The 26,419-nt window shown below is 42.9% G+C and carries 19 protein-coding genes and 3 tRNA genes; 7 read left to right on the top strand and 15 right to left on the bottom strand.

All coding sequences use genetic code 11. The features are described 5' to 3' along the window. Positions 1-20 precede the first annotated feature (20 nt). The 12 genes from AC2FA3_RS04210 to AC2FA3_RS04155 all read right to left on the bottom strand — a co-directional run bounded on the left by AC2FA3_RS04210 (position 21) and on the right by AC2FA3_RS04155 (position 13,621). Positions 21-1,472, bottom strand: a complete 1,452-nt coding sequence (locus AC2FA3_RS04210; RefSeq protein ID WP_490508463.1) for a phospholipase A — start codon at positions 1,470-1,472, stop codon at positions 21-23. Positions 1,473-1,866: 394 nt separating this feature from the next. Continuing rightward, positions 1,867-4,029: a cytochrome c biogenesis protein CcdA gene (locus AC2FA3_RS04205; RefSeq protein ID WP_490508462.1), complete on the bottom strand. Its 2,163-nt coding sequence runs from the start codon at positions 4,027-4,029 to the stop codon at positions 1,867-1,869. Between the two features lie 63 nt (positions 4,030-4,092). Further along, positions 4,093-4,653 (bottom strand): protein-disulfide reductase DsbD domain-containing protein, encoded by a 561-nt coding sequence (locus AC2FA3_RS04200; protein WP_490508461.1) that lies wholly within the window; start codon positions 4,651-4,653, stop codon positions 4,093-4,095. A 263-nt stretch (positions 4,654-4,916) separates the two neighbouring features. After that, entirely contained in the window at positions 4,917-5,456 is a 540-nt protein-coding gene (gene gspG / locus AC2FA3_RS04195) for a type II secretion system major pseudopilin GspG (RefSeq protein WP_490508460.1), read from the bottom strand. A 411-nt stretch (positions 5,457-5,867) separates the two neighbouring features. Next, entirely contained in the window at positions 5,868-7,070 is a 1,203-nt protein-coding gene (gene gspF, locus AC2FA3_RS04190) for a type II secretion system inner membrane protein GspF (RefSeq protein WP_490508459.1), read from the bottom strand. An 81-nt stretch (positions 7,071-7,151) separates the two neighbouring features. Beyond that, complete coding sequence (locus AC2FA3_RS04185) at positions 7,152-8,270, bottom strand: hypothetical protein (RefSeq protein ID WP_490508458.1); 1,119 nt, start codon at positions 8,268-8,270, stop codon at positions 7,152-7,154. 289 nt (positions 8,271-8,559) lie between these two features. Then, a complete protein-coding gene (locus AC2FA3_RS04180; protein WP_490508457.1) occupies positions 8,560-9,495 on the bottom strand; it encodes an AraC family transcriptional regulator in 936 nt (311 codons plus the stop codon). Positions 9,496-9,944: 449 nt separating this feature from the next. Beyond that, positions 9,945-10,020, bottom strand: a tRNA-His gene (locus tag AC2FA3_RS04175). A 39-nt stretch (positions 10,021-10,059) separates the two neighbouring features. Continuing rightward, a tRNA-Arg gene (locus AC2FA3_RS04170) sits at positions 10,060-10,136 on the bottom strand. 93 nt (positions 10,137-10,229) lie between these two features. Continuing rightward, positions 10,230-10,306: transfer RNA gene (locus tag AC2FA3_RS04165), tRNA-Pro, on the bottom strand. Positions 10,307-10,553: 247 nt separating this feature from the next. Continuing rightward, positions 10,554-12,146 (bottom strand): McrC family protein, encoded by a 1,593-nt coding sequence (locus AC2FA3_RS04160; protein ID WP_490508456.1) that lies wholly within the window; start codon positions 12,144-12,146, stop codon positions 10,554-10,556. A 14-nt stretch (positions 12,147-12,160) separates the two neighbouring features. Beyond that, positions 12,161-13,621: an McrB family protein gene (locus tag AC2FA3_RS04155; RefSeq protein ID WP_490508455.1), complete on the bottom strand. Its 1,461-nt coding sequence runs from the start codon at positions 13,619-13,621 to the stop codon at positions 12,161-12,163. A 447-nt stretch (positions 13,622-14,068) separates the two neighbouring features. Between AC2FA3_RS04155 and AC2FA3_RS04150 the strand changes: the two genes are divergently transcribed. After that, positions 14,069-14,809, top strand: a complete 741-nt coding sequence (locus AC2FA3_RS04150; RefSeq protein ID WP_490508454.1) for a DUF4442 domain-containing protein — start codon at positions 14,069-14,071, stop codon at positions 14,807-14,809. Between the two features lie 74 nt (positions 14,810-14,883). Beyond that, positions 14,884-15,372, top strand: coding sequence for a RidA family protein (locus tag AC2FA3_RS04145; protein ID WP_490508453.1), 489 nt, complete (start codon positions 14,884-14,886; stop codon positions 15,370-15,372). 90 nt (positions 15,373-15,462) lie between these two features. On the opposite strand, the gene gspE is transcribed toward AC2FA3_RS04145, so the two are convergent. Beyond that, complete coding sequence (gspE, locus tag AC2FA3_RS04140; protein ID WP_490508452.1) at positions 15,463-17,019, bottom strand: type II secretion system ATPase GspE; 1,557 nt, start codon at positions 17,017-17,019, stop codon at positions 15,463-15,465. A 404-nt stretch (positions 17,020-17,423) separates the two neighbouring features. Here gspE and AC2FA3_RS04135 point away from each other — a divergent pair, with 404 nt between their 5' ends. Further along, complete coding sequence (locus AC2FA3_RS04135; RefSeq protein ID WP_490508451.1) at positions 17,424-18,263, top strand: thiazole synthase; 840 nt, start codon at positions 17,424-17,426, stop codon at positions 18,261-18,263. Positions 18,264-18,567: 304 nt separating this feature from the next. Further along, positions 18,568-20,007, top strand: a complete 1,440-nt coding sequence (locus AC2FA3_RS04130) for a WS/DGAT/MGAT family O-acyltransferase (protein ID WP_490508450.1) — start codon at positions 18,568-18,570, stop codon at positions 20,005-20,007. Positions 20,008-20,076: 69 nt separating this feature from the next. On the opposite strand, the gene AC2FA3_RS04125 is transcribed toward AC2FA3_RS04130, so the two are convergent. Both AC2FA3_RS04125 and dxs read right to left on the bottom strand, forming a co-directional pair. Next, positions 20,077-20,904, bottom strand: coding sequence for an inositol monophosphatase family protein (locus AC2FA3_RS04125; RefSeq protein ID WP_201545586.1), 828 nt, complete (start codon positions 20,902-20,904; stop codon positions 20,077-20,079). Between the two features lie 298 nt (positions 20,905-21,202). After that, positions 21,203-23,239 carry a 1-deoxy-D-xylulose-5-phosphate synthase gene (gene dxs, locus AC2FA3_RS04120; protein ID WP_490508449.1) on the bottom strand — a complete coding sequence of 679 codons (2,037 nt, stop codon included), beginning with the start codon at positions 23,237-23,239 and terminating at the stop codon, positions 21,203-21,205. A 559-nt stretch (positions 23,240-23,798) separates the two neighbouring features. Here dxs and ribA point away from each other — a divergent pair. The 3 genes from ribA (at position 23,799) to AC2FA3_RS04105 (ending at position 26,306) form a co-directional block, all read left to right on the top strand. Continuing rightward, the gene (gene ribA / locus AC2FA3_RS04115) at positions 23,799-24,506 is read left to right on the top strand and encodes a GTP cyclohydrolase II (RefSeq protein ID WP_490508448.1); all 708 of its coding nucleotides are present in this window, start codon (positions 23,799-23,801) and stop codon (positions 24,504-24,506) included. Positions 24,507-24,524: 18 nt separating this feature from the next. After that, positions 24,525-25,550, top strand: a complete 1,026-nt coding sequence (gene hemF / locus AC2FA3_RS04110; protein WP_490508447.1) for an oxygen-dependent coproporphyrinogen oxidase — start codon at positions 24,525-24,527, stop codon at positions 25,548-25,550. Between the two features lie 285 nt (positions 25,551-25,835). Continuing rightward, entirely contained in the window at positions 25,836-26,306 is a 471-nt protein-coding gene (locus tag AC2FA3_RS04105; protein WP_490508446.1) for a c-type cytochrome, read from the top strand. The last annotated feature ends 113 nt before the right edge of the window (positions 26,307-26,419 follow it).

The raw sequence follows: 26,419 nt of genomic DNA, 5'->3' as shown, positions 1-26,419 counted from the left end.
TGCCTATCAGCGCACTTATATTAGAAACCTTTCCAATCATTAAGAATGATACCAAAACCGATAGAGGTATTTTCATGGTTATAATCAACAATAGACTCGCCATAACCCTGAAATAGCTGTATATAGCCATTAATATTTTTAGCCAATGGATACGTGTAGTCAATTTGCGCCGCACCCTTATTGGTGCTTGGATTATAACGCAAAGTGCCACTCAGACTCTGTTGCGCTGGTAGGTCATATAAGAATTTAATATCACCATAACCCATGTAGTCTTCGATATCTGGATTATCTTCACTATCAGAGCTTTCGTTATTAATGCGAGCCCATAGGCGTGGTATGACAGAAAGCTTGCCCCATTCAGCACCTGCCATTAGATAAGCACGGTTCCACGAGCGCGATAATGGATCATCTTGTCCGTTAGAGTGGTGAATAGCACCCGCCCCTAACATGCGCAGACGACCGCCAAAAGGCAAATCAGCCGCCACTGGCTGGGTCAAAAATATCTCTGGCTGATAGTCGGTCGCTCGAAATGGACGCGAGTTATCTTCGTTATAGACTTGCCAATGCGACTCTTGAGTATAACCGAACCACAAATCTGCACTGGTATCGAACAAATCTTCCATTACTTTGGTCTTTAAAGACAACTGGAACTTTAGCTCAGTATTACGCGTATCGTTAGAGGTGCGAGGATACACTTCTTGAGAGGGCGTGCTTGGACCTAAATTGGGATCAAAGGTATAAAAGATCGGCAATACATAAGTCGGTCGGTACGGTCTAACCGTCCACGTGCCCCGCTCGCTATTTTTATCCAAATCATAAGCCAAGCTTAGCGGGGTAAACTTTTCGATATCGGCTTGTGTGACGCCGATGTTTTCTAATACTTCCGCTTCCCTCTGCGTCAATCCAACCGTATCCAAAGTTTCTGTATCTGTTGGTTCACTATTCGCGGTGCCATTCATCGTTTCATTAGCATTGGTAGCTATAGTGTTATTTTCGTCTACAAGCACCACTTGCGGATTACCTGAAAAGGTACTTTGCAGGGTTTTTGCCAAATCAACCGGTTGCTTAGTGGCAATGTAGCTCGGCGTCTGACCTTGCTCAGCCACTTTATCAAAACAGGCTAACCGCGCACCACTGGTTTGCACTTGAGTACATTCATAAAACAGTCTTGCTTGTTCGGCGACAAATTCCTTACTAATAACTTTTTCGCTTTGAGCCGCTGCATTTGGGTTGACGACGCGCTTATTCACCTTTTTTGAGGATTTATCGGTCTCATATTCAAATGCGATGTCTTCTACTGGCAGTTCCTCATAAACTTCATTACCATTGGCCGCATGTCCTTGTAGCGTAAAACAAGTAAGCGCCGTACCAACGGCTATGGTTAAATAGCGCTTAGGTAGCTGAATATGGCTAGGTTTGCATACTTTAATAAGCGCTAAAGAGCGACGCTGTGAGGTAATATGAGAAAACATAAGTGTCCTTTATCTAACTGACATCATCGTCAGCAGAGTATATGAGATAAGTAATATAACCATTAGCGTGATTGCTAAAATAGAATAAGAACTGAGACAAGAGCCATAAATTTAGTCGTAAAAGGTAGCGATTACACGCAGTAATGCTCCTTTAGCAATGTTGCTTTATTGTAATGAAAATATAGGCACTATACTAGCGTTATCGCTGTCTAATACCAATGTAAATAACAATATAAATCGCAAAGTAAATAGAAACAAATAACGCTAAACCAAGGATTTAGCGCCTACATTAAAGAATCTATTTAATAAAATTGGAAAAGCCAACATCCTATTATCAAAGGACGTTGGCTTTTTAGTGTGTAGGAATGACGTGAAATTTATCTAAATTTAATGATTAATTCAATGCTATTAAGGTTTGCTCAAACTCTGCGCGCCCAATTTCACCCACTTGTTGATTGACCAATTGACCGTCTTGATAATATAGCAATGCTGGCGGCCCAAATAATTTATAGCGCGCTAAGATTGCTTTAGAATCGGCGGTCGTTTCTGTGATATCAAGTCTGACCAGTTGCCAATCTTGCATCTGCGCTGGACGATTATGAAATAAGTTTTTATCCATAATCCGGCACTCAATACACCATTCGGCAGTGACGTCGACCAGCACTTTAGGGTTGGCGGCGATAACGGCATCTAACTCAGTCAGCGTAGTAACAGTCTTATCTGTGCTATTGCTTATCGCTGGTTGACCAGTAGCGGTCTGCATCATTGGAGCAGCGCTTAATGACGCTAGCGGATGTAAGCTATCATCGTTACCCAATGCAGCACCGACGATTAAACACGTCGCCCAAATACCAGCAATCAATCCTAGCGCTTGGGTCAGCATACGACCTTTACCCAACCAGCTCCACGCCCACATCGCCACAACCATAAACCATAATGCCCACACCATCAGCATCACAGGTGAGATAAAGACGCGCTCAATTAATAACAAGGCCACGGCAAAAAGCAGCAAAGCAAAACCTTGCTTAACCCAGTTCATCCACTCGCCAGCTTTGGGCATGATTTTACCTTGGGTAGCACCGATTAAGATAAGCGGCGCTGATAAACCAAAACCCAGCATAAATAATGCGGCAAACCCAAGTAGCGGGCTACCAATCGTCGATACTGCAAGCAGCGCACCAAATAATGGTGCAGAAACGCAAGGTGATACCACGAGCGCGGATAAAAACCCAGCGATTAAACTGCCGCCCGTACTACCAAGCTTGCTATCGCCTGCTTGGCTTAAGCCTTGCATCTTACTACTAATAAATCTTGGCAGACGAATGCTAAACAAACCTAGCATGTATAAAGCCAATAGCACAAAGACAATAGCAAAACTAATCAAGATAATCGGATTTTGCAGCCAACCGATAATGCCTAACGATTCACCAAATACCGCAATGACTGCACCTAAAATACCATAAGCTGTCGCGACACCGATGGCATAACTGCTGGTGAGAATAACGCCGCGTTTCACGGTTGGGTTTTCCTCACGCGCAACGATATTGGCGACAATCGGTAGCATCGGTAACACGCATGGCGTCAATGCCAAGCCTAACCCTGCCAAAAATAATAACACCAATGCTAACCACGGATGAGAAGCCAAGCCAAAAGGATCACTATTAATCGCATTATTGCCAATCACTGTATTACTATCTGTTGCAGCAGCATTATTTATGATAGCGTCATTGTTTGCTGCTTCACTTGTGACATTACCACCTATAACTTCTTCGTCTGCGCCAGAGATGGTATTGCTAGCACCAAGCTCTGCATCTAAAGCCGCATCATCTAACAAGGCATAATCAATCACCTCATCGTCTGGCAAGGTTTGCACTGCGGCAACATTATTAGAATCATCGGCATTTGCAGATAGAGGTTTGTCATTCGCAGGATTATTTTGCGCAGCGGAAATACTGGCGCTATTACCTGTAGACTGTTGCGGCATGGCCGCGATATTTACCGTGGTTTTTATTTTCTCCGGTGGATAGCACAAACCCGCTTTGGCGCAGCCTTGCCAACCAATCGTGACAGCAGCATTATCTATAGCTTTGCCGTTACTACTGCTCAAAACGGTGCTGGCAACCATACTGGCTTGGTCAAAAACCAATACTTGTCCAAAGGTTGGATCGTCGATTGAGACAGGCTTTTGGCTAAAGGTAAAAGGCGCGGCTGTCACGCCAGCAGGCAGCGTCAGCTTAATTTGGTCTTTATAAACATAATGCTCAGGGGTAATATCAAAGTTAATCGCTAAGCGTGTACCATTGTTGGAAGCCTTGGTACTGCTGCTGACCTGAAAGGCTTGGTGAACTGGCAAAAATTTCGGCTGGGCAGTACTTTTATTACCAAATAAATCACCCAATCCTGCCGCTTGCGATGCCACTGGCGCAACCACTAGTCCAGTAGCGGTTAATCCCGTCAACAGTGAACTAGCGCTTAAAGCAAATGCCAATAGATAAGATTTTTTTGAAGATTTATTTTCCGTTAATGACGGAGATTTTTCTGCGGTCTTAATGGACATGAAACGCTACCTATTATTACCAAAATTCAAATTGACCCATGCACTGTCTGTCTACGTGATTACTTATTTACGTAGCGTAGCAATATTTACCGTGATTTTTATTTTCTCTGGTGGATAACACAGACCCGCTTTGGCACAGCCTTGCCAGCCAATGACAACCGGTACATTTTTGGCGCCTTTGCCATTATTGCTGGTCAGCGTGGTGGTAGCGATTATATTTTTTTGGGTAAAGACTGGAACTTTACCAAAGGTTGGGTCATTAATAGCAACTGGCGACTGGCTGAAACTAAATGGCGTGGCACTGATGCCCTTAGGAAAGCTTACCGTAAGCTTATCTTTATAAACGTAATGACCGGGCGTGATATCAAACGTAATCGATAGCTGCGTGCCTTTAGAGGTCGCTTTGGAAATACTATCCACTTGAAAGGCTTTATCGACTGGCAAAAACTTTGATTGCGCTGCATTATTGTTACTAAACAACTCACCTAGTCCTGCTGCTTGCGCGCTCATTGACATCATTGATAATCCTGTCATCAACGAAGTGCTCATAAGCGCCATTGCCAATACATGAGGTTTTTTAGCAAGGCGTTTATTGATAATTGACGTGGCTGTTTTTATGAACATAAATACCTACCTTTGATGACTGGTTTTAAAGACTGTTTTTAAAGTACGGGTAAAGACTGCTTTCAACGAATAATTACTAAAAATTTGAACTTATATGGTGAGCGTTTATATATGGCACTACTTATTTTATGTTTTAATAAAAAATATCAACCAATAAAGCCTTATTGGTTGATATTTAGAAATTATAAACGGTACTTTAGTCAATAAAGTGTCATTATTAGAAAATAACAGACTACTCATCCCTAACCACTTTAAGGCCAAACTTATAGCTGGGCATAAAGGTCAGCGTCTTGCCCTTCACCGCCCTGCTGTCCATCTGCACCCAACGAAAACAAATCATAAGGTCGACCTTCGCTACCTGGCGCGACATATTGCAATTCGTTTTCCCAACCATCGGTCGGATAACCACCTTTGATATAACCGCCATCAGGATAGTTTTTGGCTTCTGCTGGCGGTGTGGTTAGCGCTTCTAAACCTTGCGCCGTAGTTGGATAACGCGAATTATCCACTTTATACATATCAAGAGCATTAGATACGGTCGCAAGGGCGGTTTCAGTGGTTTTGACGCGAGCTTTATCACTTTGTCCAACCACTTTCGGCACCACCAAACCTGCAAGAATGGCCAAAATCACAATCACAACCATAATTTCAATAAGGGTAAATCCAGACTGGCTTTTACGCAATGGCTGACTGGCTCTGGTAGAAGCTGGCTTATTGTAGCTAATACTTTCTGACTGAAATTGGTCGTCAGTCTTAGCGTTTTTTGGCATGGTATTTACTTGAATGGTGTCAATTATAGTCATCGCTTTGTCATCGCTTTTGGTATCAGGTGATATAAATAGTGAATGTGGTGTTCAGAGCGCTTTCATCGGTTGGCGATAGATTAATGAACACTAAACCGTTTATCACTATAAACCATGCTTTTATTTTTATCCAGCACTGCAATGGATTGTTATCGAGGGCTATTTTTATTGAACTAGGCAGCGGATAATTTGATAAGCACGAAGTATATTTATAAATACAGATTATTTAGACGTGGCTTTTGACTAATGCTTACTATAGCGTGCCCATTGGTTTAGCTCTAGTAAAAACATGCCGCTGTCAACAATCTACAACAGTAAGCAAAGCTTAAGAAAGTTAATGGAAGTTTTAGCAAGATAGAGGTAATGAGGTTTGATTTAGATGGAGAAAATTCAAGAAGGTTTAGATATTTACTAACCTGCCAAATCATTCATATTCACAATTGGTAGCATCACCGCCATCACAATAATCATCACTACCACACCCATGAGTACTAGCATCAATGGCTCAAGTAAGGATAGTAAAGTACTGATAAAGTTGGTCGCTTCCGCTTCTTGCATATTAGCCGCGCGGCTGAGCATATTTTCAAGCTCGCCTGAATTTTCACCACTTTTAATCATCTGTACCATCATTGGCGGAAAGTAGGCGGACTTTTCTAATTGACTTGATAAGCTTGAGCCTTCTGTCACCCTATCGGCTGCGGTGATAATGCTTTTTTGAATATGTAAGTTGGTCGTGACCGCAGCGCCTATATGTAAGGCCTCAATTAATGGCACACCTGAACGTACCAATATCGCCAATGTACTGGCAAAGCGTGCCGCATTAAGCCCTTTTGATAAGCGCGCCAATATTGGTAATCTGAGAACAATACTATCTATGGCTAATTTACCCGCTTGGGTTTGCCCAAAGCGATAAAACAAAAACGCTGCCCCTGCCAATACCAATAGTATCAGCCACCACCATTGGGTAATGATGTTTGATAAGCTCAGGACAATTTGGGTAATCAGAGGTAGCGCTTGCTCAGATTGCTCAAAGACTTTGACAATTTTGGGTACCACAAAGCTCATCAGCCCCATGATGACTCCAATTGCCATGACCATCAGTACAATCGGATAGACCATCGCTCCTTGGATTTTCTTTTGTAGGGCAAAACGGTTTTCGGTGTAATCAGCCAACTGATTGAGGATTAAATCTAAGTGACCTGACTTCTCGCCTGCCGCAATGGTGGCAATATATAGCGGTGGAAAACTGGCCGCTTGTTGCAGAGCGCGCGCCAAGCTCAAACCTTCTAGCACATGCGAGCGTACGGCAAGCATAAGTGATTTAATGTGAGTTTTTGGCGATTGTTTGGCGACGGCGGCAAGCGTTTCCTCTAAAGGAATACCGGCGGCAAGCAATACTGATAATTGACGGGTCAGCAATGCCAATTCATAAGCAGAGGGTTTTTTATAGCGGTTTTTACTTTGGCTTTGTCGGTCATTGACGGCGGTGACTTCAACGGGTGTCCATTGTTTATCACGCAGCTGCTGGCGTACTTGCCGCGCAGAATCGCCTTCAAGTAAGCCTTTTTGGACACTGCCATGGTCGTCTAACGCTTTATAATGATAAGCGGGCATAGCAGCGAATATCCTAAGGTGGTCAATTAAAAATGAGTATAAATCAGGTTTTATAGAAAAAGTGTATTTAGAATTAACATCTTAGAAAAGCGGCGTAGAATCACTGCTATCCGGCATTAAGCCTTGTAATAGTAAAACATCTAAATGCTGTTGTTGTAGCTTTTTATCGAAATCATTGACCTCAGCAATCAGCATTCTCTCGATACGCTTGTCACTAGCAAATACGCTCAATCTTGCACAAATAACCGCCAATTGATAAATACGTTTTTTGCAATAACCATCCAAGCCTTGCAACAATCTCACCATATGTGGCGTCTCAAGACTGGCGTATTCATAATCGCTCACGACCTGCTGACCCAACGCGGTAACACCATAACTGATAGACAGATGGGCGCAAAAATAGCAGCTAAATAAATAGCCCACGACATGACCAATATAATAAGCACGGTCATAAGTAAAACTACTGACCCCAAAATGCCCCAATACATAACTGTTCAAACTGCCTTGATCTAAAATAGGCTTGTCATGCTTGAGCTTACCAACGGTAGCAAAGCGCAATGGATTGTGTCCATCTTGCGTCGTTAGTTGCCAACCGGCCGGCTGCTGAGCGGGCATATGACGCACAATATCTTCGATAATATCATCGACCACGTGCAGCTGCTGCCATAGCCGCTCTATTCCATCGGTATCCATAAGACCACGTTTATCAAGCTGCTGTGCCAGTAAATATTGCTGATATTCTGCAAACTGTGTTTTCAGTGTTTGCACGAGATAAGTAGGACGGGTCGCAGCAGACGCCAGATAGAGTTGGCGCGTGCGCTCATGCTGGGCGCGATAAAGTGCCACACGTTGGACGGCGACATTGGTATCGCTAGTAGCAGTATTCTGGGTTTGGTTGACGGGTATTTGATTAGCAGATATTTGATGCGTAGTATTTAGATGTGATTGCTCGCCACTTAATTCAGAATTTGACTCAACATTTGGCAAGGTAAATAATGCCAACAATGCTGCTTTATCAAGCGCAGCCGTTACTTGACTTTTTTGCTTATTTTTTACCGCCCGTTGGTTATTCTGAGCCTTAACTTTAACGTCTTTTTGATTAACGCCTTTTTCATTAACGCTGTTTTTATGGATAACAGACGTAGTAGCGCCTTTAGTGTCATTTAAGGTTCTGGTTGGTTTAGCGGTCGGTTCAGTCATAAAATACCATCAGCTGCAAAAAATCAATATCGCCCAAGACATATCAGCTATAACTATCGCATTGCTCTCATACCATGAGATTGAGATACAACACGCTAAGGATTATCGCATCAACATATTTATCTTGGGCAACTCATTATTCTATAGTACCTGAACCTTAGTACGTTGTCAGCTGTCCATCATCGAAATACTAAGCACCAAAATCAGTGATAAAGGGTGTGTTAAACAGCGTAAATATTTAATAAATAACCTGAGCGCTTTTTCAAGATGTACAGGAGTTAAGAGCTAACTAAGCGAGCGTTTGTTGCTGATATTGTTGGCGATAGGCTTTTGGCGACACACCATAGACACGCTTAAAGGCTTGGCTAAAGGTTGAGTCTGAAGCATATCCGACCAATTCACTGATACGGCTAATGCTATTTTGCTGCAATCGCAGATAACGGGCGGCTAAGCGTAAGCGGTAATCCAGTAAATAGGTCAATGGCGGTATGCCAACCACTTCTTTAAAACGCTGCGCAAAGCTTGAACGTGACATTCCTGCCACCTCAGCGAGCTTATGAATCGTCCAGCTTTGGTTTGGCGATTCGTGCATCGCTACTAGCGCTTTGGTTAAAAACGGATCTTTCATGGCTTTTAGCCAATTATCGGTGGCTTCAGGCAGACTTTCAATATACACCCGCAGACATTCAATCATCATAATACTTGCCCAATGATTGATGACCGCAGCCTTACCCATACGCTCGCGCTCAGCCTCTAGCGTCAGTAGCCTAATCTCAACATCAATGACTTCAAACCGACCATCAGAGTCATCGTTAATTTCAGGCAATATTGCTGGCAGCATCGATAATAGTGGCCGAATCATGGCCTTATCGTACTTACACTCGATCAGTATCAATGACGCTTCAGAATCACCGTCACCCTTCACATCCAGTGTATGCTCTTTACAGTTTATCAGTAACTCATCCAACGCCTGAGCCTCATCACCATGATAGTTTAGCGCATAACTCACATGCTGATGCGAGCTTGGAATCATAATCATGTCACCGGCTCGCGTTTCTCGTGGGCCATTGCCGACATCGATACAAAAACCACCAGACATGACTAAATAAAACAAAATCGTATCTTGTCTAGTGATTGAGTAAGACCAATTACCCACACCATTTAAACGATAATATTTCGTTTCGAATAAATGCACATTTTCTAGCAACACGCTCAGTGCGTCCATCCATTACTTCCTCAATAATCGGTAATCAATATAGTAAATTTTAAAAAATAGAAATAAAGCGCTTATCACTGCAAAATCTTTTAAAGTAATTCGGTAACAATTTTAATTTTTATTTGATAGGCTTTTAATTCTTGATAAAGTCGAAGCAAAGAAATAACTAAAAATATCGAGTAAATAATTTAATGTGACAGCTGAATTTAACAAGGGTTAACAAATAATAAAAAATTGGCGCGCACATCTATCATAAGAAAAAAAGCAAAAAAAGGCTAGCAGATGCTTAAGTCATTAAATGTCTCATAAGCTGATAACTTATAACAAGTAAAGCAGCATGATAATTTAATAGTTTTGATTTATATTAAACAGACAGGCACAAAAAAATGCCAATAAAGGCAATCAGAGTTATTTTAATATTTTTGAATTTAATGAGGAAGGTAATGCAGTATAAAATATGGGGCGACTGATGGGACTCGAACCCACGACAACCGAGATCACAACCCGGGGCTCTACCAACTGAGCTACAACCGCCATAACTATTGCCAAGAAAGGCAAGATTGACAGGCTAAATGGTGCGCCTGGCAGGATTCGAACCTGCGGCCACCTCCTTAGAAGGGAGATGCTCTATCCAACTGAGCTACAGGCGCTCTTAGAGGACTTTTATATATCTTGGCAAGTTTAGCATAGTAGAAACTAAACCATTATACATAAAAAAAAGCCTGTAAGGCTCTTTAAATAGATGGTCGGAGTGATAGGATTCGAACCTACGACCCTCTGGTCCCAAACCAGATGCGCTACCAAACTGCGCCACACTCCGAAATTCTCTATTATCACGATAGTTTGTTACTTAACTCGTTATCGGTAACACCGCTAACTTGTTAATGTTCCTTGCTATCGAGGTGCACATATTAATGTGTAAAGCCGGTTGTGTCAACACCTATTTTTGATTATTTTCAAAGAATCGTTAAATTCTTTTAAAAACCTTAAATCTTACTGCAAATAGTGCTGGTACAACGTTGATTTTTACTAACCATAATACATACTGTCGTTTTCGACAGCGCTCATTATACTACATTCAAATCTGGAAGCAAGCCGCCGTTTATATTTCCGCTCATAACATTAAAGGGAATGAGCCATAATCGAGCGGGATTTGACTGTATATTAGAGGTTTTACGACAGTCTGTACTATCACCTTTATCATAAGCTCGTTGTCTAAGCTCGATGGGTTGCCTGCTATTATCTTGTACCGGATAAACCAACCATACTTGCTCTGCGCGATAAGCCTGCGCATAACTGGTCAACTGATAGGCATCATTAGCGCTAATCGACCCTGCATGTGCTAGGTGCTTCCATTTCATATCAATCACATGGCTGTAATGACCTGAGTTATAATTACTTGCGCTATCACTCTCACTAACTGCTACATCTTCCGGATTTTGAACTTGACTTGGAATTAGCTGAGTATCATTGTCAGCAGCTACTTTATATATCAATAAATCAGGACGAATAGACAGACAAGCCTGCCCTTCTGCATCGTTTAGCCAGACACTTTGCGTTTGAAACATGGGTTTATAAGCCGAATTGGTCTGCTGAAACATTATCGCTATGCGTAGGCTTGCCCATTGCTCAAACGCTTGATTCATATCAATCAATAAACATAAATGTGGTTGAGAGACGTTTTGATTGGCTAATGTATGCGGATTAATTCCATTTCCAGTATGGGCAGCAGATTGCTGCAATAGCCAATAAGCCAAATCTAATAACTGCTGAGCCGCTTGTAATTGCTGCCGTGATAAAGGCTGCAGCGCTAACTGCCGCTTTGCTTGCTGATAAAAAGGCTCTAGTCGCTGCCGCTCATAACGACTCAGTGCCGGCACTTGTTGCCACTGTTGTAATGATGGCAGTAATGTCGATGCCGGAAATAGCGGAGTAAGTAAGACAAGCGCGCTTTTAATCAAGCGATTACCAAGCATGTCTTGGCTCAGCACACTGCTCTCACAGACGAACTTATGCGGCTGTATAATGTTACGGCGCAGCTGTTCTTTAATCAATAAGCGACCTTGTAGTGTTGCTTGGTTATGGATTTGCACCTGATAGTGCTTGGTCGGTTGATAATGCGCCAAGCGCTGTAAAAACTGCGCAACTAACCAGTCTGATAATGGCAGTACTTTAATTGGTAGCGCTGCTAATTGCGTACTAAACTGACCTAAGTTTTTTGTATTGGGAAGCTTATTTTTAGAATGATTGCTACTGGTTAAATCTGCCAGCATACCCTGCACCCATTGGCGCGTCTGATTGATGTCATTGGATTTAGATAACTCGGATGGCTGCTGATAATCAGTCGGCTTATTTGGTATCAGTTTGGGTAATATCTCAAGCGTCATCCCGCTAGGCAGCAAAATAACACCGATATAATGGCCAACCTTGAGCTGCCACTGTCCTTGCTGGCGTTTAATGCTAAAAACAGCATACTCTTGCGCCATTAACCAATGAAAATCCGTTACGTGCGCAAAATCACGCGCCGTCAAACGCTGGTGTTCAAACACCGTAATAATATTAGCATCAAGTGCAGTCGCATTGACGTTATTAGTGATATTAGCACTATTAATAGTGCTGCCTATCGCTTTGCCATCAGGCTGTAATACTCTACTTATCACAAGATAATACCTTGTTAATATAAACGTTGATAAACTAACGGCTTGGCAAATTCAGCAGTATTATTGATTAAATCTGCATTAATTTTATAACTGCCCGTACTCATAGACTGACTGAGAAATGAATGCTGGTCTGCAAATATTGGATTTGAACTATTGGGGCTAGCCGAGTTATTTGAATCATTATTGATGAGCGCTTGGCTATCTTGTATAAATTGAGCGCTTATCGGCTGCTGCTCATCTTGGAAGATATATTGCAAAATAGTGAGTTGTCCACTAGCCGCTTGTGCCAATTGCGGAATGATTTGTTCAGCGAGCACCGTTTGCAATTGCTTAAGATTGGCTACTGACCATAAAAATGCATGACCTAATTGCGCCTCTGCCCCTAGCGTTTGCATAATACGATTATTTAAACCAGTTAGTAATTTAGCCAAATTTATCGTTTCTGCTGAATTAATTATTTCTGAGTTAAGTGTTGCTGAATCAGCCGTCTCGGACTCTTGATTGAGACTAATAACAGGCAACAACTCAGGCTGCGGCGGACAGTCAACAAAGCGAAAACGTCGACGCAATGCCATATCAAGCGGCGTTAATGAGTGGTCTTGGGTGTTCATCGTGGCATAAATATCAACGTTGGCAGGGACGCTAAATGTCCGCCCTGAATACGCCAAATTAACCGTCATCGCGTTTGCCATACCGGCACGCTTGTCTGTCTCAATCAAACTTAATAGCTCGCCAAAGACGCGTGAAACGTTAGCCCGATTGATCTCATCAATTAGCATCGCATAACGCTGCTCAGGATCGTTGGCAGCGCGCTGGCATAATTTTAAGAATGCACCATCTTGAATGGCATAACTCATTTGAGATGAACTATTTGTTGTATGGCTGGACGCCGCCATCACAGGGCGAATACCTTCAACAAACTCCTCATAACCATAGGCTTGATGAAAGCTGACCATACTAAAACGCTGTTGGCGAAACTCTTGATTTTGGCTATTATTCTCACACTGTGCTTGTTGAAACTCGGCTAATTGCTGCGCTAAGTTACTTAACAAATCTATGCTTTCTGGAAGCAAATACCACGCGCCGCTATTATCTTTATCAAAATAGGCTTGGCTAGCTCGATTTTTATAACTCACCGTTTGTGAGCTAGCAGGCGTATGTATTTGTAGCACAGACCAAGCGGTATTGCTTAAGTTTTTATCACGCGAATTTTGCGCCGCTTTGCTAACAAAAAACTCATGACTAACGATTTCCGGCACCTTAACCAAGTCTTGTTTCTTTGATTTAAAATCTAAAAATATTAAACAAACTACCTCACGCCAGCTTAATTTATGCAGCAACTGCCCCAATAATTCCTTATCATTTACCCTTGGCAAGTAGTCAGTATACTGCTTAGCAATTTGTAGTAATCGATAGGTTTTACCCGTACCAGCAACGCCGGTATAAATGATATTGGTCGGTTTTTGAGGAGACATATCCGGCACAGCCTTATCCATTATAAAAAAATCATGGCAACGATACTTCAGCACTTCAGTCACGTAAAAGTCTTTCTATTATTGTAACGTAGCTCTTTTGCATTAAACGACCTAACATTCAGTGATGGTGTTTTTATTAAAACCACTTTCAGCGACATTACTGCTAATATTTATTGCGAGCATTTAAAGTCTCGTTACGTTAATCATATTTTATAAGCGCAGCAGTTCATGTTAATAATAGTAGCGATACGGCGCTTAATGTACCATAGTTAGAAATTTACTAAGTTAGAAATGCGCCAGCGTTAAAATAGCTGCTAGGATAAAGCTTATTATCTTACTCATTCAACGCTCATTTCTAACCATCGGTTAATTAATCCAGTTGGCTAGCCTAATGGAGCAGCTTCATTAATTAATATGATTAAACCACTTCGAATTGAGGAATGTTGTATGTCAGGATTATTAAAAAAACTCCCTACCAAGCTGACCAATAAAAGAGCAGTCAAAGTAGCTGACAACACAAGATTGCCAGTCGAAAAACCAAATACTACCTTAAAACCCATCAGTAACCAATTTACCAAGCTGCTATCAGTCACTAAGTATTTACCTGCGGGGGCGCGCGCCAGCATCTTATCGAAAGCCTTTGGTAAAGTGGTGCCGTACGTGGGCACAACGGGCATCTATTATGAGAACGTCGACGCCAATCAAGTGGTGGTCAGCTTAAATAACACCAAAGCGGTGCAAAATCATATTGGCTCCGTCCATGCCGTGGCCATCACTTTACTTGCCGAAACGGCAACAGGGTTTATTTTGGGTTTAAACCTACCGTCTGACCGCGTATTATTGATTAAGTCTTACTCAGTGAATTTTTATCGTCCGATTAAAAAAGGTCAAATTGCCGCTGTGGCGTCATTATCGGATGAGCAACGCTTGGATATTTTAAATACGCCAAAAGGTGAGATGGTGATTCCTTGCGTGATTCATGACCGCGAGTCTGATAGTGAGCGTGACCCTATCGTCGTTGAAATGCTATGGGCTTGGGTGCCAAAATCAGAGTTAGAAGCACGCCGTCAAGGTAAAGCCGCTAAAGAACTAGAAAATAAGCAAAATGACAATGAAAAAACTGAAGATGAGCAACCTGAAAATGAAGAAAGCGGCCTAGCATCTACGCAAGAGCTAGAAAGTAATTAATTTTAATTTGTTAAAGAAGCAAATAGCTACCAAAAAATGGATTTAAAAAACACTACTATAATAAGGAGACAAGCATGTCTAGATATACCAATAAATTGCCTACTCAATTATCTAAAGCCTTGCTGATTAGCGCCTGCTCATTAGGCTTTGCGGTTACTGCCAATGCAGCACCAACGACCAATAACGCAACCATTACTAAATCTAGCCCAGTATTTCTCGGTGATGGCGGCAATTATCCATTTTCAGAAGCGGTACGTGTCGGCGATACGTTATATATGTCTGGTCAGATTGGCTTTAAAGATGGCAAACTGGTCAAAGGCGGCGTAAAAGCGGAAGCCAAACAAGCGCTCGATAACATCAATGAAACCTTATTAAAGTACGGCTACCAAAAGTCAGACATCGTCAAATGTATGGCGATGCTGACCGATATGGATGACTTTGATGACTTTAATAAAGTCTATAAAGCAGAATTGGCTAAGCCTTATCCTGTACGCTCAGCCTTTGGTGTCTCAGAGCTAGCAGCAGGCGCAAGCGTTGAAGTTGAATGTATCGCCGCGAAATAGCAGCGCTATTACAAATGAACCAAACTGACTTTTTTATTATGCGGTTATTGAGCCAATTGTCCTGACTTTTGACTCAATAACCGTTTTGCTTTATACAATAATAGCATCATCGGTTAGGGCGCTTTCTTTGGTTACCCGCAGCACCTCTTCTAACGTTGTCCGACCCTCTATCACTTTTCGTAAACCATCAGCCCGTATCGATGGGGTCTGCTGACGGGCGTATTCTTCTAGCTCGTACTCGGCAGTATTGCTATGAATCATACGGCGCAAGGTATCGTCAATCGGAACTACTTCATAAATTGCCGTTCGCCCTTTAAAGCCTGAATTATTACATTTATCACAGCCAACGGGTTTGGGTAAGTTAATCGTCTGTGCTGTTAAATTTTCAGTAGCCGTATTTATAGCAATTGACGCTATACCAATTTCAGTAAATAATTTAGCCTGTTCATTATCAGCAGCCTGCCAGCCATGACAGTGTGTACATAACGTCCGTACCAAGCGCTGAGCGACGACACCAATCAGCGATGATGATAATAAGAAAGGCTCTACGCCCATATCTTGCAAACGCGTCACTGCACCAATGGCAGTATTGGTATGCAGTGTCGATAATACCAAATGTCCTGTCAATGACGCTTGTACGGCAATTTCAGCGGTTTCTAAATCGCGAATCTCACCTACCATCACCACGTCTGGATCTTGTCGCAACATGGCGCGTAAACTTTTAGCAAAGGTCATATCGACTTTATTATTAACCTGCGTTTGCCCAATACCATCAAGCTGAAACTCAATAGGATCTTCCGCAGTTAAGATATTACGAGTTTGGTCATTTAAATCGGTCAATGCTGAATATAGTGTGGTAGTTTTACCCGAACCCGTCGGTCCAGTTACCAAAATAATGCCATGCGGGCGATGGATTAAGCGCTTAAGCTCGCTATAGTCATTATCAGAAAGTCCAAGATACGTCATATTAAGACGACCAGCTTGTTTATCTAGCAATCGCATCACTACCCGCTCGCCAAAGCTTGATGGCAACGTCGATACGCGCACATCAACCTCACGCCCTGCCAGTCTTAGGCTAATACGACCGTCTTGTGGCACGCGCTTTTCAGCGATATCTAGCTTAGCCATTACCTTGATACGGGAAATCAGTAACGGCGCTAATTGGCGTTTTGGTGTTATGATTTCTTTGAGCTCACCATCAACCCGAAAGCGTACCACTAAGCGCTTCTCAAAAGTCTCAATATGAATATCCGAGGCATTTAGACGTATGGCTTCGGACAACAGCGCATTGATCAGACGAATAATAGGCGCGTCATCCTGTTGGTCCATCAAATCTTCCGTTTCAGGAACGCTATCTGCCAAGCTATCAAGGTCAGGATGGTCTTCAAGCCCAGCAGCGATATGCTGCGACTCACCCGTATTGCCAGCATAAGCAGCATTCATGCGCTTTTCGAAATCGTCGGCGCTGATACTTTCGTAATTTGGTACGCCGCGCACGCCTTGCTGCTGTAAAAACCGCACCGCTTCATTAATTGCGGACAATGGCGTGGCTTTGGTCAACACCAGTGTAGGCGGCAACTCGGGATCAATAGCAAGAATGGCCAAAATTTGATGACGTTTTGCAAAACTGTACGGCAGCTGCAGCATAAAGATGACCTAGTGAGTGACAGATTTAAAAAAGAACTTATAAAATAACTTTGAAAGTGGCTTTGAAAACAGCCTTGAAAACACAATCTAATACATGCTAAAAAGTACTGCTGACTTTACTCTTTCAAGCTACCTGCTCAAATCGTTAAACTGGGTAAAGATTGTCAGTAAGCGCGCATGAGTTTGTTATAATAACATTTTGTTTTACGCAAGTAGCAAGGCTTTGATGTGATTTATGACTTTGCTGTTTAGGCAGTTATAATATTAGCATTTAGCATCGCAGGCATTTAGCCCCATAACGCCTATTTATGTTTTGCCTCTGCTACTATTTGATAAAAATTCTTATTGCCCACAGTAATAACCTTGTTAGTCACCTTTGTTCGCCCGCTATTAGGATTATCCTTATGTCACAAGCTGCAAACTCTACTACCAACACTCAGTTATTTTCACAAGACACTTTAGCACAAGATACTTTTACGGTTGGCAGTCGTACATTTTCTTCTCGATTGTTGGTCGGTACTGGGAAATATAAAGATATGGCTGAAACGGGTGCTGCTATTGGCGCGTCCGAAGCTGAGATTGTCACCGTTGCTATTCGCCGTACTAACATTGGTCAAAATAGTAATGAGCCGAATTTATTAGATGTCATTTCACCGGATAAATATACCATCTTACCCAATACCGCAGGCTGTTTTGATGCCGAAACCGCGATTCGCACGTGTAAGCTTGCTCGCGAGCTATTAGGCGGGCATAATCTGGTTAAGCTAGAAGTGTTAGGCGATGAAAAGACTCTTTATCCAAATGTGATGGAAACTTTAAAAGCGGCAAAGGTGCTAATCGATGATGGCTTCGAAGTTATGGTTTATACTTCAGATGACCCTATTGTCGCTCAAGAGCTTGAAAGCATGGGCTGCGTGGCGATTATGCCATTAGGTAGCTTGATTGGCTCTGGCCTTGGTTTGCTCAATCGCCATACGCTTAGCCTCATTATCGAAAACGCCAATGTACCAGTATTGGTTGATGCGGGTGTCGGTACGGCTTCTGATGCAGCGATTGCTATGGAGCTTGGCTGTGATGGTGTGCTGATGAATTCAGCCATTGCCAATTCACAAAACCCCGTGCTGATGGCGCAGGCCATGAAACATGCCATTTGGGCAGGTCGGCAAGCGTTCTTAGCAGGTCGTATGCCGATGCGTAAAATGGCAACTGCCAGCTCGCCGCAGACTGGATACTTTTTTCAGTAGTTTTTAGCTTATATTTTTCAGATTGAATTTTGCAGATCGGGGTTTTTAGCTTAAGCTTTTAAACTTAGGCATATAAGTTGCTTTATTTTATAAGCTTAAACCGCTAAAAGTATGTGGGTTATCACATGATTAAATAATAAAACTTCCGTGACCTATACTTTTTATATTAAAATATTTTTATAACTACTTTCAAATTTTTAATATTATTTTCGCTAGATTATTTAGCTTTTCTACACTTTATCTTTGTCTAACTGCATACTTATTTTATCGCCATTTTTCATTCATCGTCATAAAAGGATTTATTATGCGACTTCTCACAGCAGTCGACCAGTTGTTCTTACTTCTTGAGTCGCGTAAACAACCCATGCATGTTGGGGGTCTCTTCTTATTCGAATTGCCAGAAAATGCGGATAACAGTTTTGTTTGTCAGTTAGTCAAACAGATGCAACACTCTGATGTGCCGCCGACCTTCCCTTTTAACCAAGTGCTTGAGCATTTGATATTTTGGAAAAAAGACAAGTACTTTGATGTTGAGCATCACTTACATCATGTGGCACTACCAAAGCCCGCCCGTGTACGCGAGCTTTTGATGTATGTATCAAGAGAGCATGGCCGTCTCTTAGACCGGGCGATGCCTCTATGGGAATGTCACGTCATTGAAGGTATTGAACCAGAAAGCGAAGGTGCTCCTGAGCGCTTTGCCCTATATTTTAAAATCCACCATTCTTTGGTTGATGGCATCGCGGCTATGCGCATCGTCAAAAAATCCTTATCTCAATCGCCGACCGAACCGGTCACACTACCAATTTGGTCGTTAATGGCACGTCATCGTAACCAAGTCGATGCAATTTTGCCTAAAGAGCGCTCAGCACGGCGAATTATCAAAGAGCAAATATCGACCATTAAACCGGTATTTACAGAATTGCTCGATAACTTAAAAAATTATGGCGATGACAGTTATGTCAGTACCTTTGCCGCACCGATGAGCGTACTCAATAAACGTATTTCAGCATCAAGGCGCATCGCTGCGCAATCCTATGAGATACAGCGCTTTAACGATATCGCTGAGCGCTTAAATATCAGTAAAAACGATGTGGTACTTGCCGTTTGTGCTGGTGCTCTTCGTCGTTATCTACTATCGATAGATTCCCTACCAAGTAAGCCATTGATTGCTTTTGTGCCGATGTCATTGCGTACCGATAATAGCGTGGGGGGCAACCAGTTGTCATTTGTACTGGCCAATTTGGGTACGCATTTAGACGATCCTCTCAGCCGAATTGAGCTCATTCATCGCAGTATGAATAATGGTAAACGCCGCTTCCGCCGTATGAATCAAGCGCAGGTTATCAACTATAGTGTCATCTCCTATGCATGGGAAGGCATCAATTTGGCAACTGGTCTGTTTCCTAAAAAGCAGGCATTTAACCTGATTATCTCGAATGTTCCGGGTTCGGAAAAACCGTTATATTGGAACGGCGCGCGGCTACAGTCTTTATATCCAGCGTCTATAGCATTTAATGGCCAAGCGATGAATATCACCCTTGCCAGTTATTTGGACAAGATTGAATTTGGGATTACTGCTTGTAGTAAAGCTTTGCCGCATGTGCAAGATATGCTCGTACTCATAGAAGAAGAGCTGCAGCTGTTAGAGCGCACCAGTAAAGAGCTTGAATTCCAAGGCATTACGGTTGAAGATAAAAGTGGCGAAAAAGGCAATAACAAAACAAAAAAGCTGGCTCCATAACGGAACCAGCTTTTTATTTTCAGTATTAACGTTTTACTATTGATAAGTCAGAGCATTAAACAGTAAAAACTATACCGCATCACCCCACGTTGGGACGACCACTTGCATCAATGGTTTCAAGAGCTTTATATTACAAGCAAAGATAGAGCCAGAGGTCATCGAGTTGTGCGCGCCTGTATGGTCAACGACCACACCGCGTGCTTCGGTCACGATAAGCTCACCGGCAGCAATATCCCACGGCTTAATAGACATCTCAAAATAACCGTCAAAACGACCAGCCGCTACATAACATAAATCAAGCGCAGCTGAACCTAAACGGCGAATTTGACCGCCCTCTTCAGAGATTTTTTGTAGGCTTTCAAAATGCTGTTTGGCATAAGATATAACTTCGCCATTGCGTTTACGCTCAAGCGGATGACCGGTAGTAAATAGACCGCCATCAATTGTTTTGCGCTCGCTCACATTGATACGGCGTTGGTTTAAACGCGCGCCTTTACCACGGCTGGCAGAAAACATCTCATCACGCACAGGGTCATAAATAACACCGTGTTGAGTAACACCTTTATGCTGTACAGCGATAGATACGCAAAACTGCGGTACGCCATGAACGAAGTTTTTGGTGCCATCTAGTGGATCAATAATCCAGCACCAGTCAGCATCTTCACCGCGGCCTTCTTGCATACCAAACTCTTCACCTAAGAATGAATGATTTGGATAGCTGGCTTTTAGCGTCTCAATCGTCAGCTCTTCACTGAAACGATCAATGCGCGTCACTAAACCATCAAGCCCTTTTGACTCGATATCTAGCTCGATTTTGTGGCGGTTTTGATGCGCATATAAAATCTCTTTACCGACTTTTTCAGCAGCACGCGCTGCGATGACGACCATGGGTTCCATAAATAACCTATTTGCTTGATGAATGAATACTACTTAAGAGATGTAACTTATAAAATGTACGAAAAATAAAACTTGCATCAAAACTCACGCTTAACTTACTTGATTAACAAGTGTCGTGATTACTTATAGTAAAAAACCATAGCCGCCTAGCAAACCAAATATAGGGTTGCCAGCAGTGGTACCGCTCAAGTTGTCAAATAATTCGCACCTACGGCAAGTAGGCGAGGTTTAAGCAAGGAACAGACGTACTTTATTTTTCAATCCGCTATTTTAGCAATTTTTTATGAATGATAGGGTTTTATTTTAGCAATTGCTGGAGCTGACTGACGACCCCTGCAACGTCCAGACCACAGTCAGCCATTTGCTCTACTTGCGAACCATGGGCGACAAAACGATCAGGAATACCAATATTACAGATAGCTGGGCGGCTATGCTTAAAGGCTGTCGATTCGTTAAGTAAATACTCATTTACCGCACTGCCCGCGCCGCCCATAATCGTATGCTCTTCTAAAGTGGCGATATGGGTGATGCCTTGCTCGATTAAGGTTTCGAGCAAATGGGTATCTAACGGTTTTACCCAGCGCATATTAACCACATGTATCTGACAGTCTGACTTTATATTATCGTTAATCAGGCTTTCTGCCGCTTGCTGAGCCGTATCAACCATAGTACCAAAGGCTAATAACGCCAATTTGTTAGGGGCATTATTTTGACCTAATACTGATTCTACCACCGCTTTACCAATAGGATAAACTTGTATGGGCTGAGTAATAGTCGCACCAACACCAACACCGCGTGGATAGCGCACTGCTGTACAGCCTTGATATTCATAGCAAGTATTCAGCAAGTGATAGCATTCGTTTTCATCTTTTGGCGCGGCAATCAACATACTCGGCACGCAGCGTAAAAAGGCAAAATCGAATACGCCTGCATGAGTGGCGCCATCTTCACCGACCAAACCGGCGCGATCAATAGCAAACATCACATCAAGATTTTGTAGAGCGACATCATGAATGAGCTGATCGTAGCCACGCTGCAAAAAGGTTGAATAAATTGCTACGATAGGCTTGACGCCTTGGGTTGCCATCCCGCCTGCTAAAGTTACCGCGTGTTGCTCAGCAATTGCGACATCAAAAAATCGCTTGGGAAATTGACGCGCAAACTCAATCATCCCCGAGCCTTCTTCCATGGCTGGGGTAATCGCAAGCAGCTTATCGTCAGCGGCGGCTTTATCGCATAAAAACTGCCCAAAGACTTGCGAGTATTTTAATAGCGGTTTGCTAGCTGTTACCGCTTTCTTCTCACTATCTTCAGCAGGCAATCTACTAATAGCGTGATAGCCAACTGGATCTAATTCTGCAGGAGCAAAACCTTTGCCTTTAGTGGTATAAATATGGACTAACACTGGGCCTTTTAATTGCTTGGCAAGCGACAGCACGCGTAATAGCTCAGGGATATTGTGCCCATCAAACGGGCCAAAATAGGTAAAGCCAATCGCCTTAAATATATTGTCTTCTAGCTGCGGGACATCGCGCAGCTCATTATGGCGTTTACGACGGTCATAGGCTTGCATATCAGGGCGCTGGCATAATATTGGCTCGCCTACATCAGAGATATCAACCTGATACCCTGACTCCCACAAGGTCGCTAAATGCCGCGAAAAACCACCGATAGAGCAAGATATTGACATATCATTGTCATTCAAAATCACGAGTAAATCAGCATCTTGTTGTACAGCATCGTTCATCGCTTCAAAAGCCATGCCACCGGTCATCGCCCCATCGCCAATAATACAAGCAACCGTTTGTGCAACACCTTGATAACGAAGCGCTAAGCTCATACCCAAAGCTGCTGAGATGGACGTCGATGAATGACCAACCCCAAAAGTATCGTAGACCGACTCAGCGCGTTCTGGAAAAGCGGTTAAACCGTCTTTTGAGCGAATGGTGCCAAGCTTATCACGGCGACCAGTCAGTACTTTATGAGCATAGGCTTGATGACCTACGTCCCAAACAATCTGATCTTGCGGCGCATCCAACAGATAATGCAGCGCAATGGTCAACTCAATCACGCCTAAATTGGCCCCGAAATGACCGCCACTTTGACCCGCTGAATAGAGCAGGAAAAGCCGTAGCTCATCCGCCAATGTAATTAGCTGACTTGCGCTAAACGCCTTCAAGTCAATCGGTGCGTCTACCGTATCAAGTAGTGGCGTATGCGGACGCTCACGCGGAATTGCTGCATATGTTTTTTGCAGGTTTGATAGCGGTGCAGCAGAATCAATGGCTGACGCAGATAATGACTTAGACTGTGGGGAATGAGTTGACTGCTGCATAAAACGTACGATACCTACCAATCTGCTGACAAGATGCGACCTTAGACAGTGGCTATCACTAGCAATAATCTAAGTGGCGTTAATAATAGTGCTGACATCATAAACGGATAAATGCCATCGACTATATGTTTATTAGTACAGCCTTTAACACAACTGTGAATAACGAAAAATGCGCTATTTAATATAAGGCGCTAGCTTTAATCTTATAACGCTAAAGGCAGTTATAAAGATGGTGACCAATGCTGTTATAAATCCTGATGCTTAATGACAATGTTTGATAATGATGTTTAATGATTTTGCATGCATAGCGAACATTAGTGACGACATAGTAATGTAAGGACAAAGACTTGTCACTGTATCCGTCAAAATAGTATGGCATAATAGCATTTATTTTTAATTGTCGCTTTAATCATCGTGCGCCGTCTGTGAACTTTGTGTGTATTTCCACTAAACAGCATTCTGCTGCTATTTTAATCAAGCACTATGCAATACTTTAGCTATTATTATAAAGCTTTAACAGACCACTAGCGTTACGATGATCAGCTTATGCAGGACATTAATGTCATATCAATTTATCACTAGTGCCAAACTACCTACTCGTCACGGCGAGTTTGATATTCATATCTTTGAAAATGCAGACGGTCAAGAGCATGTGATGCTTACTGTCGGTCTTTCTGTGGTCAATCAAGGCACTGCCATCCCAGACACCGCCATTGATAATTTAAATCGCGCTGACACAGCATCAAATCAAAAAGATCAATCGTTAGCAGAGCGCCCTGTGCCACTAATACGTATCCATTCAGAATGTCTCACTGGCGACGCCTTTAGTTCATTAAAATGCGATTGTGGTCCACAGCTTAATACTGCCATGCAAGCGATACAAGAAACGGGCTGCGGAGCGATATTGTACCTGCGCCAAGAAGGTCGCGGGATTGGCCTGACCAATAAAATCCGTGCTTACGCCTTGCAAGATCAAGGTCATGATACCTTAGATGCCAATCTCATGTTAGGTTTACCGGCTGATGCGCGCGTTTATGATATGTGCGGACCGATGCTTGCTCATGTCGGCGTCGATAGCGTGCGCCTGATTACCAATAATCCCGATAAAGTCGCTTACTTAACCGAGCACGGTATCAATGTCGTCGAGCGCGTGCCGTTATTGGTTGGGGTTAACGACATGAATGCTGAGTATCTAGCGACCAAACGTGACCGGATGGGGCATCTGTTTGATAAAGACTTTAATACCACTTTACACCTTAATAAATAGTAAATAATTAGATATTTTATGACCATACCAAATATAGATAACCTTGATATAGATAACCATGACAATTCTTCAAAAACCAATACGGCAGTGACGCCCACCAATAACGACATCATGCGCGTGCGTGAGTTTTTGGTCGATTTGCAAGCGCGTATCTGCCAAGCCTTAGAGGCGCAAGAGCGCGCCGGCAGTAGCAAGGAGGATAAGCCAGCAACTTTCGTTCCTGACGATTGGGAACGCCCTGAAGGCGGCGGCGGTCGCTCGTGCGTGCTCGCAGATGGTGAAGTTATTGAAAAAGCGGGTGTGATGTTTAGTCATATTCATGTGCATAACCTACCCGCTTCCGCAACCGCGCGCCATCCTAATATTGCCGGTCGTAAAGCACAAGCAATGGGTGTTTCACTGGTCGTGCATCCTAAAAACCCTAACGTTCCAACCAGCCATGCCAACGTGCGTTTATTCATTGCCGAAGCTGAAGGCGAAGACCCCATTTGGTGGTTTGGTGGCGGTTTTGATTTAACGCCGTTTTATCCCGTGCTTGCTGATTGCGTGCATTGGCATCAGGTCTGCCATGACCTCTGCGATCCTTTTGGTGACAATATCTATCCTGATTTTAAACAGTGGTGTGATGAATACTTCCATTTACGCCATCGTGATGAGCAGCGCGGTATCGGTGGCTTATTTTATGATGACGTCAATTTTGAGAGTCGTGGTTGGGATTTTGAAACTTGCTTTAAATTTATGCAAGCGGTCGGTAATGGCTATCTTGAGGGTATATTGCCCATCTTTGAGCAGCGTAAAAATGCACCCTACACCGAAGCACAGCGCGAGTTTCAGCTCTATCGCCGTGGACGTTATGTCGAATATAACCTTGTTTATGACCGCGGTACGTTATTTGGGCTACAAAGTAATGGACGTATCGAATCTATCCTAGTCAGCATGCCACCGCTTGCCAGCTGGCATTATCGCTTTGAGCCTGTTGAAGGGTCACCTGAGTTTGAATTGACCGATTTTTATCTAAAACCGCGTGATTGGTTGACTTTGTAGTCATCATTGGCATAATAAACTACAGACGGTGTTAATTTCTGCATTATTCATAGCCATTTTTAATCTATATTAGCTATAAAATAACAAGGGTCAGCGATAGATGCTGACCCTTGTTATTTAAGCAACAGCTATATGGATTACAAACTACCTATTAAGCAGATATAGTCGTCTTTAATACTTAAAACAACAACATAACATTTATATTCATAGTAGCAATTTAATAGGTGGCGAGCATGCAGATGCTACGGCACCTTTTTATTAGCCACGTATAAAGGAGCAATACAGATGGCACAGGTTTCTAATAATAAATCATTCAAGTCTATCGTCGGCATCACCTTGATGGCAGCGGCCTTAGGCCTAACAGCCTGTAGCACGCCAGTCGACCCTGACGTCAAAGCGCGTCAAGACAGCATGAAAAGCTGGGGCGATGCAATGGGTATCATGGGCGATATGGCTGAAGCACCAGACACATTTGATGCCGAAGTATTTAAAGAACAAGCGGCATTTTTAGCAAAAGATTCTGCCAGTCCTTGGAGTCATTTTGAAAATAAAGAAGCGATGGGTAATGCCACTGAAGCCGTTTGGAGCAACGTTGACGGTTTCCGCGCAGAAGCAGATGACTTCCAAAAAGCCACAGCTGAGTTAAATACCATGGCACAAACAGCGACCAGTGTCGATCAAGTCCTGCCAGCGCTTGGACAAGTTGGTGATAGCTGTAAATCATGTCATACTGATTTTAAAGTGAAAAAAGACTAACTAGTTTTGCCTACAGACACAAAAAAGCCGCTATATTGAACTGACCCCCTAAACTTAGACAGTTTAAGTTTGCATCAAGGACTGAGCTTTGTACTTAACAGGGCTCAGTCCTT

The organism is Janibacter sp. CoH_79_TC_3, from assembly GCF_058197955.1.
Note: the sequence above shows the minus strand (reverse complement) of the source record. Positions and strands in the feature narration are given on the sequence as shown.

Excerpts from the sequence above, each read along its gene's own strand:
- AC2FA3_RS04150 (WP_490508454.1), top strand. The coding sequence starts at position 14,069 with ATGTCAGGATTATTAAAAAAACTCCCTACCAAGCTGACCAATAAAAGA.
- ribA (WP_490508448.1), top strand. The coding sequence starts at position 23,799 with ATGTCATATCAATTTATCACTAGTGCCAAACTACCTACTCGTCACGGC.
- dxs (WP_490508449.1), bottom strand. The coding sequence starts at position 23,239 with ATGCAGCAGTCAACTCATTCCCCACAGTCTAAGTCATTATCTGCGTCA.
- AC2FA3_RS04185 (WP_490508458.1), bottom strand. The coding sequence starts at position 8,270 with ATGACTGAACCGACCGCTAAACCAACCAGAACCTTAAATGACACTAAA.
- AC2FA3_RS04155 (WP_490508455.1), bottom strand. The coding sequence starts at position 13,621 with ATGTCTCCTCAAAAACCGACCAATATCATTTATACCGGCGTTGCTGGT.
- AC2FA3_RS04210 (WP_490508463.1), bottom strand. The coding sequence starts at position 1,472 with ATGTTTTCTCATATTACCTCACAGCGTCGCTCTTTAGCGCTTATTAAA.
- AC2FA3_RS04145 (WP_490508453.1), top strand. The coding sequence starts at position 14,884 with ATGTCTAGATATACCAATAAATTGCCTACTCAATTATCTAAAGCCTTG.
- AC2FA3_RS04130 (WP_490508450.1), top strand. The coding sequence starts at position 18,568 with ATGCGACTTCTCACAGCAGTCGACCAGTTGTTCTTACTTCTTGAGTCG.
- hemF (WP_490508447.1), top strand. The coding sequence starts at position 24,525 with ATGACCATACCAAATATAGATAACCTTGATATAGATAACCATGACAAT.
- AC2FA3_RS04200 (WP_490508461.1), bottom strand. The coding sequence starts at position 4,653 with ATGTTCATAAAAACAGCCACGTCAATTATCAATAAACGCCTTGCTAAA.
- AC2FA3_RS04205 (WP_490508462.1), bottom strand. The coding sequence starts at position 4,029 with ATGTCCATTAAGACCGCAGAAAAATCTCCGTCATTAACGGAAAATAAA.
- AC2FA3_RS04105 (WP_490508446.1), top strand. The coding sequence starts at position 25,836 with ATGGCACAGGTTTCTAATAATAAATCATTCAAGTCTATCGTCGGCATC.
- AC2FA3_RS04125 (WP_201545586.1), bottom strand. The coding sequence starts at position 20,904 with ATGGAACCCATGGTCGTCATCGCAGCGCGTGCTGCTGAAAAAGTCGGT.
- AC2FA3_RS04180 (WP_490508457.1), bottom strand. The coding sequence starts at position 9,495 with ATGGACGCACTGAGCGTGTTGCTAGAAAATGTGCATTTATTCGAAACG.
- gspF (WP_490508459.1), bottom strand. The coding sequence starts at position 7,070 with ATGCCCGCTTATCATTATAAAGCGTTAGACGACCATGGCAGTGTCCAA.
- gspG (WP_490508460.1), bottom strand. The coding sequence starts at position 5,456 with ATGACTATAATTGACACCATTCAAGTAAATACCATGCCAAAAAACGCT.
- gspE (WP_490508452.1), bottom strand. The coding sequence starts at position 17,019 with ATGCTGCAGCTGCCGTACAGTTTTGCAAAACGTCATCAAATTTTGGCC.
- AC2FA3_RS04135 (WP_490508451.1), top strand. The coding sequence starts at position 17,424 with ATGTCACAAGCTGCAAACTCTACTACCAACACTCAGTTATTTTCACAA.